We start from the raw sequence: 7,616 nt of genomic DNA on the forward strand, positions 1-7,616 counted from the left end.
CATTACAGATTATAGTGCTATGGGTTAAGTTTCATCTCCTTTTGTCCTGACAGCGTCGGCATAAGAGCTTCCCCTCCCTTGATGGGAGGGGTTAGGGGAGGGTGGTAGCTCTTTTTCTAAGGTTTTTTAGCAAGAGTAATAATATTGCCCGCCAATTTCACCCTCACCCTATCCCTCTCCCCTCAAGGGAGAGGGAATTTTGCTTTGTCTCCCAACTAACTGCTTAACTTAGTTTTGAGTAGTTACCAGATACCTAACTTAAGAGCTGCAGTATAGTTTGAGGCTTCAAGTTAGCCTGAGCCAGCATAGCTGTCCCTGACTGGGAAAGTATCTGATTTTTCACAAAATCACTCATCTCCATAGCCATATCCACGTCACGAATCTGTGATTCAGCGCTGGTCATATTTTCTTCAGATACCCGGAGGCTTTTGATCAGATGCTCTAAACGGTTCTGATAAGCCCCCAAATTGGCTCGCTGAACCGAGATCATATCGATGGCTTCCTGAAGTTTCTGGATCGACTCTTCGGCATTTTCCCGGGTGGTGACCCCGCTTTCTTTTAATCTGTCTATCTTCAGGCCGGCCGTAGATAGGGTCTGGATATACATGCTCATCGTCTGGTATTCATTGGCCCCGATATGGAGAACGAGACTTCCCTTCCAGGTGGGTGAGTCAACTTTAGGCGGTTCCACCTTGCCTGTAGGGATATTGGTCTCCGTAAAGAAGCCAAAACCAACGGTTGATTCTATCTCGATCAGGTCCAGGTCTTCTCCCTCTATATCAGAACGGATAATAAACTGATCGGTTACATTATCATAAGTAATGGTGGCCGCAGCTTTATTGGAGCTATTAATATCCTCCATGAAGCCGGCGACCGAAAGATAGTCTTCTATCTTGAATTCGGCCCCGTTGATGACTACCCGGCCGCCAATCTGATGATCGAAATTATCCGGTCCAAATCCCTTAGCCAGATTGATAAACTTGTCGGCTCCCTCGGTTATCTCCCTCATACTGATTTCAGTGGCCTGTCTGGTCGGAGCCAGATAACGGCGGCGGGTAATGTTAACCTCGGTCAGGAATCCCACGCCCCCCTCTTCATTCTCGGTAATGACGAGATCTTCTTTGGGATTATCACTCTTGATAGTGAACTCATCATAATCTTTATCGTAGGTGATAGTCGCCTTGGCTTTCTCCGAGGTATTAACTGCCTCCATAAAATCTTTTACGGTGGCGTAATCATCGAGGCGAAAGAGCACCCCGTTAATAGTGACTGTTCCGGTAGGTATATTATCAAATCCGGCCGTAGACCAGGACTTATTGAGGTCAATAATATTCTCGGTTCCATCAGCCACTTCAAAGCGGGAAACTCCACTGGCGTTAGGTCCGGGAGGGGGGGTAGTGCCTGAAGTAAGATGGGTGGCCGCAAAGAAGCCGTTGGTCGAACTCGATTGATAAAGCCGGATGTAGGCCTGAGAGATATCGCTTTTGATGGTAAAGCGATCCTTATCCGGATCGTACTCCAACGTTACCGCGGCCTTCTCAGACTCGTTGATGGCGGCCATAAGCTCGGCCGGCGTATTAAAATCAGCCAGACTGAAAACCTCACCGTTAATAGTTACATTCCCTTCGGGGAGAATTTCAAAGCCGGCCCGATCCCATTTGGCATTGATATCCAACTGGCCGGCCGCTTTGGTCGCTACGGGATTGATGCTTTTAAGGAAGGCCTTGGAAAGCGGTGATTCGGGAGAGAAATCCCCTCGAAAGAGCTTCAGGGTGTTGAATTCTATGGACTCAGACATCCGGTCGATCTCGGATAAAATCTGATCCATCTCTACTTGAATCTGGGCCCGGTCAGAATCAACATAGGTTCCGTTAGCCACTTGAACGGATAGGGTCCTCATCCGTTGGGTCATTACCTGAATCTCTTCCAGGGCTGCTTCAGCCGTCTGGATGACTGAAACACCGTCATTGGCGTTGCGAATAGATTGCTGAAGGCCTGAGACCTGGGTTCGCAGTTTTTCTGAGATAGCCAGGCCGGCCGCATCATCGGCTGCCCGATTAATTCGGTAGCCAGAAGAAAGTTTCTCAATATTTCGGTTAATGTTAAAATCAGTATCTAAAAGGTGTCTGTGGGCGTAAACGGCACTGATGTTATGAATTATACTAAGATTTCCTACAGCCATAATTACTCATCCTCCTTGATCTCTTTATCTTAATCCTCCCTGATTAAGATGTCCCTCCCCCTTCTATCATTGCAACTGCTTAGGCATTAATTACCTGAGTAGTTACCTGTCATTATCACCTCCTTAGTCATAAATACCATTACCTTGAAGTCAAGGGGTTAAGGGCTCAAGCGCTGCAGGGCACTTAAACCCTTAGGTCTAAGGTTCTATGAATATCTCCTAAGGCATCCGAACCCTCAACTCCTTGCCTTCGCCTTGGTTAATTGCCCAATAAAAAAGGCTTATCTTGATAAGAATGTTTATTCTTACCAGGATAAGCCTTCTTCGCCCTTTAAGGACACTATCTATCTCTTAACCGGGCTCCATCCCCTTACTAATAAACATCCTTGTTAATATCACCTCCAGTTTTTTAAAACTTTTTGTCTCGGCTGCCCTTTATTTACGCCCATAAAGGTAGCAGCTACCCACTCACCCTCGTGGTAAAATTTAATAATCCGCTCTTAATGTCCTCCAATGATTCAAAGACTCGCCCTGGGCCCGAAATTTTAGATAGCTTAAATAGCTTATATGCCTCATGGCTATTTTTAACAGAAACTCTTCTATCTTCTTCTGAGCCCGTGTCATCGTCATCTTCTCCTTGTCTACATCTACCACCTCTGTTTATTATATCGGCAAATACCAGGAGAAGGTTTAGCCCTATTTTTAGTCTGGCCATGTTACCAAAGCGTCAATTGTTCCTCTTTTGGCTCGGCTTTTTTAGCTTTACGGGATGGTATATCTAATTGTTGGGTAAGATGGCCAGGGATATCAGCTAAAAAAGGTGACGGCTGTTGCACCTGCTTCTGGCCATAAAGATAGCGCTGCCGGGCGTGAAATAGATAGAGATGTTTTTGGGCCCTGGTCAGACCCACGTAGAAGAGCCGACGTTCCTCCTCTGTCGATGGCGGCATTAATGATTGGCTATCCGGACCATCCAAACTCGGCACCCGGAACTCGGAACTCGAAACTGATTTAATATACGGAATAAGCCCGGCTTCGACCCCACAGATAAATACTACCGGAAATTCAAGTCCTTTGGCGGCATGGAGGGTCATCAGAGCCACGGCATTGGCCCGTTCATCAAAGGTGTCTGTCTCTCCTACCAGGGCTATCTCTTCCAAAAACATCTTGAGAGAAGTCGCCGGAGGATAACGGTTAAAAGGGGTGGCCATCGCCAGTAATTCCAGGAGAGGCTCGCTTTCCTCCGTATTTTTTCCCTCCGGATTCGTCTCTGTCAGGACCTTTCGAACCAATGCCTCTGCCTTCAGATCAGCACCGGCGGCCTTAAGTTGTTCCAGGAGAGAAGCAAATTTCCGGATGGCTTTTCTCTGGGATAATGATAAATTCCCCTGGCTCCGGAACTCAGTCAAGGTCGGTTCTTCGGCCAGAACTTGAGAGATTGCCTGGTAGAGGCTGATATGTTCAGACTCAGCCAACCCTTCCAGGGCAGTAATGGTCTGAACCCACTCGGGAAGGCCAATACTCCAGGCCGGTTTATTAAGAATTTGCAGGAGGCTGACCGAGTCTTCCGGGTTATTGATAACCTTCAGATAAGCCAGCATATCCGCCACCTCTTCCTGATCCACCAACCGCGTTCCACCCACTACCTGGTAGGGTATACCGGCTGAGGTAAAAGCTTCGGCGATGACATCCTTTTGAGCATTAAGTCGGTAAAGTACGGCAAAATCCGAAAAGCAATATGCCCTCTCCTCTCCTGAATTTATCCGGCGGCTATCTATCGACCAAAAGCTGCTTCCTCCGATCATCTTTTCAATCTCATGGACAATGCCTTTCGCCTCAGCCCGCTCGTCCCAAACAGGGCAAACCCATATTCTGGCTCCCTCTTCGTTTTCAGTCCACAATTCCTTTTCCAGCCGCTGGGAGGTTTTTTGAATTACCTTCCCAGCCACTTCCAGGATGGTTTTGGTGGAACGATAGTTCTGCTCCAACCTGACCACTTTGGCTTCCGGATAGTCCTTTTGGAAATCTAAAAAGTTTTGGATATTGGCCCCGCGAAAGGCATAGATGGCCTGATCCGCATCACCAATAACGCAAAGATTCCGGTATTTTTTACTTAGTTGTTGAACCCATTGATATTGGGCTAGATTGATGTCCTGGTATTCATCTACCATAAGATAGAGAAAACGGTCCTGACATTCTTCAAGCACCTGGGGCCTTTCTTGCCAGAGTCGAACCAGGGAAAGGATAAGGTCGTCCAGGTCCAGGGCATTATTTTCGCGAAGGCGGGTCTGATATTCTTGGTATATTTCCGGGAAATAAGGCCCAGCCGCGCTGTCAAGCTGCTCAGGGGCGATAAGCTGATTTTTGGCCTCGGATATCTTTTTTCTAAGGGATGCCGGAGATTGCTTACACTGAGGATAATGGGAGAGGATTCTTTTGAGAAGGGATAATTCTTCCCTCTGGCCGTAGATTCCAAAATCCGAGGTCCAGCCGAGGGGTGAAATGAACTGCCGGAGGAGGCGGCTACTTATGGCATGAAAGGTTCCCACGGTCAGTGCCTCCAGCCTGGTTCCCACAAGCCTTTTGATCCGCTCTTTCATTTCATGGGCGGCCTTATTGGTAAAGGTAACCGCCATGACGGCTGAGGCAGGGACCTTTTTCTCAGCTAAAAGATAAGCCAGGCGATAGGACAGGGTCCTGGTTTTACCTGTCCCGGCCCCAGCCACAATCAATATTGGCCCTTCTGTGGTTCGGACAGCCTCTTGTTGTTGGGGATTCAACTCATCGAGCAGATAGCTCATCTGTAACTACCTCAGGTAAACTACCTCAGGTAAACTACCTCAGGTAAACTACCTCAGGTAATCGGTTATCAGTTATTACCGATCACTGGATGTCTAAGCAGTTACGCTCATCTTAGACTACGCCCCGCCTACCCTGGGCACATCATTAACTGCCCGGCCTAAGATCTCATCGTGGGAATGGATCACCTTCTGGTTGGCCTCGTAGGCCCGCATGATATCAATCATCCTGACCATCTCTTCCACGATATTAACATTAGACATCTCCAGGTGTCCCTGTTTAATCTCAAAACCTTCAGTAATACCAAAGGCTTCACCTGATTCAGGGGTTGTTTCAAAGCGGTTGTAACCTACCTTGTCCAGAAAACGGCTATCCTTAAAATCAACGATCCTGAATTTAGCCGCCTCAACGGCATTCTTCCAGCCTTTAGGCTCATTCTCGGGGTTCTCCGCTATGGTGCCATCCTTCCAGACCACAAAATCTCGTTTGCTAACCTGAATCGGCCCCTTCTCTCCTAAGACAAGTTCCCCCTCGTGAGTGACTAAAAAGCCGTCTCTATTTATAGTAAAGGAGCCGTTGCGGGTATATCTCTCCTTGCCGTCTATCCCCTGGACGCAGAAAAATCCCTCCCCATAGATGGCGAAATCAAAAGTATTTTCTGTTTTTTTGATTGGTCCTTTTCTATGCTCAGTGAAGACCTCATTCACTTCAACGCCAGTCCCACACCACCCTACCGGTGGCCTGTAGTCTATGGTCCCCTTTTTGGTCACCACCACATTATCATTCATCCGATGCATAAGTATCTGAGGGAATGACTTAAAGACAGTGATGTCCCGTTTGTAGCCAGGCGTATCTACATTGGCCAAATTATTAGCGGTCACATCTTGGGCGATCTCCTGGGCCATCATGCCCATCGCACCCGTGTAAAGCCCACGAATCATCTTTATCTCCTCCTTTATTTAGCCAATAGCCAACCCAAAGGGACCAAAAGGACCAAAAGGACCAAAAGGACCAAAGGGACCAAAGGGACCAAAGGGACCAAAAGGACCAAAAGGACCAAAGGGACCAAAGGGACCAAAGGGACCAAAAGGACCAAAAGGACCAAAAGGACCAAAGGGACTATTGACTATCGCCTATTGGCCATTGGCTGTTAGCTATTGGCTATTTGGCTGGTGCCTATCGGCTATTTGGCTGTTGCCTATCGGCTATTTGGCTATTGCCTATCGGCTATTTGGCTATTGGCCCTTTATCCTCTCTATTTCGGCTCCCAGGCCACGTAATTTCTCTTCCAATTTTTCGTAACCACGATCTAAGTGGTAGACACGGCTGATTTCAGTGGTCCCTTTGGCTGTCAGAGCGGCTAAAACTAAGGCCGCGCTGGCTCGAAGGTCTGTCGCCATAACCGGTGCGGCAGAAAGAGACTTTACGCCAGAGACAAGGGCGCCATGTCCTTCGATCTTGATCTTGGCGCCCATTCTGGCCAGTTCGGCCACGTGCATAAATCGATTTTCGAAAATCGTCTCTTCAATGAGACTTAGGCCTTCAGTAACACTCATCAGCGTCATTAATTGAGCCTGCATATCGGTTGGAAAACCCGGATAAGGGAGGGTCCGGATATTAACCGGTCTTAAATCATTCGGGGCAGATACCTTGAGCCCTTCCTTACCAGACGTTACCTCTACACCGGCTTCCTGCAGCTTGGTTATAACGGCCATAAGATGTTCGGGAACAACTCCCTTGATATAAATATCGCCTTTAGTAATAGCGGCAGCAACCATAAAGGTCCCTGCTTCAATCCGGTCCGGGATGACCTTATAATCTATAGCCTTTAATTCTTTAACGCCTGTGATTTTGATCTTATCTGTACCGGCGCCGATTATTCTGGCGCCTGACTGATTAAGGAAATTGGCCAGATCCACCACCTCCGGTTCCTTGGCTGCGCCGGCAATAACTGTCTCTCCTTTAGCTAAGACAGCGGCCATAATTAAGTTCTCTGTCGCCCCCACGCTGGGGAAATCAAGATATATCTCACTTCCTTTAAGTTCAGCCGCGGTGAGATTTACATAGCCACCACTCAGTTTTATATTTATGCCTAATTTAGCCAATCCTTTTAAATGCAAGTCTATGGGCCGGGAGCCAATGGCGCATCCGCCGGGCAAAGAAACCCTGGCTTTACCAGTCCGGGCCAGTAAGGCACCCATCACCAGAACCGAAGCCCGCATGGTTTTTACCAATTGATAAGGGGCTTCATACTGATCGCAAATGCCCATATCAATGAAGGCCATTGAAGGGTTGGGCCTCTCTATTTTTGCTCCCAGAGTAGTCAGGAGGGACAACATAGTGTCTATGTCTTTGAGATCGGGAAGATTGCTAATAGTGGCAGGACCTGCGGAAAGTAAAGAGGCGCATAGAATCGGTAAGGCAGCGTTTTTTGAACCGCTCATTTCAACCGAACCGGTAAGAGGCTTACCGCTGGTAACAAGAATTTTATCCATGGTTCCCTCCCATTACTATCTATTTCGACCAATTAAACTAAAATCTTTAAATATTTTTCTTGAAAGAGGCTTTACGTTGTGATATAATTTCGATGCTCGATGCTCGATGCTCGATGCTCGATGCTCGATGCTCGATACTG

At 47.7% G+C, this 7,616-nt stretch carries 5 protein-coding genes; all 5 read right to left on the reverse strand.

From position 1 onward, the window contains the following. Nucleotides 1-253 precede the first annotated feature (253 nt). Nucleotides 254-2,182, reverse strand: a complete 1,929-nt coding sequence (locus AB1797_11310) for a flagellin (protein ID MEW5768187.1) — start codon at nt 2,180-2,182, stop codon at nt 254-256. A gap of 460 nt (nt 2,183-2,642) precedes the next feature. After that, nucleotides 2,643-2,897 (reverse strand): hypothetical protein, encoded by a 255-nt coding sequence (locus AB1797_11315; protein ID MEW5768188.1) that lies wholly within the window; start codon nt 2,895-2,897, stop codon nt 2,643-2,645. Between the two features lies 1 nt (nt 2,898). Then, nucleotides 2,899-4,983: a UvrD-helicase domain-containing protein gene (locus AB1797_11320; protein ID MEW5768189.1), complete on the reverse strand. Its 2,085-nt coding sequence runs from the start codon at nt 4,981-4,983 to the stop codon at nt 2,899-2,901. 117 nt (nt 4,984-5,100) lie between these two features. After that, nucleotides 5,101-5,922: a flagellar basal-body rod protein FlgF gene (flgF, locus tag AB1797_11325; protein MEW5768190.1), complete on the reverse strand. Its 822-nt coding sequence runs from the start codon at nt 5,920-5,922 to the stop codon at nt 5,101-5,103. Nucleotides 5,923-6,216: 294 nt separating this feature from the next. Beyond that, entirely contained in the window at nt 6,217-7,476 is a 1,260-nt protein-coding gene (murA, locus tag AB1797_11330; GenBank protein MEW5768191.1) for a UDP-N-acetylglucosamine 1-carboxyvinyltransferase, read from the reverse strand. Nucleotides 7,477-7,616 lie beyond the last annotated feature (140 nt).

The organism is bacterium (assembly GCA_040753085.1).
Taxonomy (GTDB): Bacteria; UBA9089; JASEGY01; order JASEGY01; family JASEGY01; genus JASEGY01.

Coding starts and splice junctions, on each gene's coding strand:
- AB1797_11310 (MEW5768187.1), bottom strand. CDS start 2,182: ATGGCTGTAGGAAATCTTAGTATAATTCATAACATCAGTGCCGTTTAC.
- murA (MEW5768191.1), bottom strand. CDS start 7,476: ATGGATAAAATTCTTGTTACCAGCGGTAAGCCTCTTACCGGTTCGGTT.
- AB1797_11320 (MEW5768189.1), bottom strand. CDS start 4,983: ATGAGCTATCTGCTCGATGAGTTGAATCCCCAACAACAAGAGGCTGTC.
- flgF (MEW5768190.1), bottom strand. CDS start 5,922: ATGATTCGTGGGCTTTACACGGGTGCGATGGGCATGATGGCCCAGGAG.
- AB1797_11315 (MEW5768188.1), bottom strand. CDS start 2,897: ATGGCCAGACTAAAAATAGGGCTAAACCTTCTCCTGGTATTTGCCGAT.